The sequence below is a fragment of the Streptomyces boncukensis genome (genome assembly GCF_011045075.1).
GTDB lineage: Bacteria > Actinomycetota > Actinomycetes > Streptomycetales > Streptomycetaceae > Streptomyces > Streptomyces boncukensis.
Genome location: NZ_JAAKZZ010000861.1, coordinates 1 through 1,890, shown reverse-complemented (window position 1 = coordinate 1,890; position 1,890 = coordinate 1). Strand labels below are relative to the sequence as shown.

General features: G+C 77.4%; 1 pseudogene. It reads left to right on the top strand.

The window, feature by feature from the left end:
* Window positions 1–26 precede the first annotated feature (26 nt).
* A pseudogene (locus G5C65_RS36445) lies at window positions 27–1,890 on the top strand (hypothetical protein); the annotation flags it as partial.

The window sequence follows — 1,890 nt, the reverse complement described above, 5'->3', positions numbered from 1 at the left end:
CTCCGACCCACACGAGAGTCCGCCCCATGTACGAGCTGTCCCGGATCCGCCTCTACTCCATCGGGCCCGCCGGCGCGCGTTACGCCGACACCGTGCTCGACCTTCGCGGGGTCGGCGAGCCGGTGCCCAGCCCGGCACCCGCGCAGGCGGACTTCTTCGAGGAGGAGCCGCAGGGCCCGCCCCGCCGCCCCGCGCCCGCCGGGGTGCTGTTCCTGGAGAACGGCGGCGGCAAGTCCGTCCTGCTCAAACTGATCTTCTCGGTGATGCTGCCCGGCCACCGCAACACCCTGGGCGGCGCCAGCTCCGGCGTGCTGCGCAAGTTCCTGCTCGCCGACGACTGCGGGCACGTCGCGCTGGAGTGGCAGCACACCCGCACCGGCGAGACCATCGTCGTCGGCAAGGTCAGCGAGTGGCGCGGCCGCCAGGTCTCGGGAGACCCGCGCAAGTTCGCCGAGGCGTGGTACTCCTTCCGCCCCGGCCCCGGCATGTCGCTGGACTCGCTGCCCGTCGCCGAGTCCGCCGCGCTGCGCCCCGCCGCCGAGGGCGCCTCGTCGGCCCGCGGCAGGCGCCGCACCATGAAGGGCTTCCGGGACGTCCTCATCGAGACCGGCAAGGCGTATCCGAACCTCGACGTCGCCTGGGAGGAGATCCACGAGCGCTGGAACGAGCACCTGACCGGCCTCGGCCTCGACCCCGAGCTGTTCCGCTACCAGCGCGAGATGAACGCCGACGAGGGCGAGGCGGCCGGGCTCTTCGCCGTCAAGAACGACTCCGACTTCACCGACCTGCTGCTCCGCGCCGTCACCGACACCCGCGACACCGACGGCCTCGCCGACCTGGTGCACGGCTTCGCGCACAAGCTCGGCCGCCGCGCCGAACTCACCGCCGAGCGCGACTTCACCGCGGGCTCCCTCGACCAGCTGCACCGCATCACCGAGTCCGCCGAGTCTCGCGGCCGGGCCCGCGAGGTGCACGCGGGCGCCGAGCGCCGCACCCGTACGCTCGCCCGCCGGCTCAGCGCCCGCGGCACCCAGGAGCGCGGCCGCGCCGCCGAGCTGGCCGAACAGGTGGGCGAGGCCGAGCGCACCGCCACCGCGGCCGAGGACGCCCGCTCCCGCTCCGCCCTCGTGGCCGCCGAGCTGGCCTACCGCCACGCCTCCCTGGCCCTGGCCGCTGCCGAGAAGTCCGCCGCCGCGCAGAAGCGCGAGCTGAGCGAAGCGCGGACGCTGCACTCCGCCTGGCAGGCCGCCGAGACGGTGCTCGCGCACCGCGCGGCCGCCGACCGCGCGGCCCGCGTCGCCGCCGCCATCCAGGAGGCCGAGCGGGACGCGGCCCCCGCGCTCGCGGCCCGCGCCCGCGCCGCGGCGCGGCTCGTCCGTGCGCTGAACGCCGCGGCCGAGGACGGCGAGCGGATCGCCGCGGAGGAGGAAGAGCGCTCGGCCGCCCTCCAGGCCGCCGGCGAGAGCGCGCACCGGGACGCCACGGCCGCCGCCACCGAGGCCCAGCGCGCCCGCAGCGAGACCGAACACCTCCGCCAGCGGCTCGCCGAGGTCGAACAGGAGACGGAGCAGGCCGTCCAGGCGGGCTGGCTGGACGCCGCAGGGGGCGAGCCGGTCTCCGACCCCGCTCGCGCGGCACTCGCCGCCAGCGACGCGGAACAGGCCGCTGTCGCGGCCTTCGACACCGCCCGCGAGGCGGCGGCCCGCGGCGCCGAACGGGCTCAGGAAGCGGCCGCGGAGCGCTCCCGCTCCGAACTGGCCGCGGCCCGTGCCGCGGACGCGGCCGAGGCCGCCGAGGGGGCGTACGCCGCCGAGCGGGCGACGGCCGAGGCCCTGGGCGCCGAGGAGCGGCTCGCCGAGCTGCTCGGCCTGCCCGGCCGCCCCCCGGGCC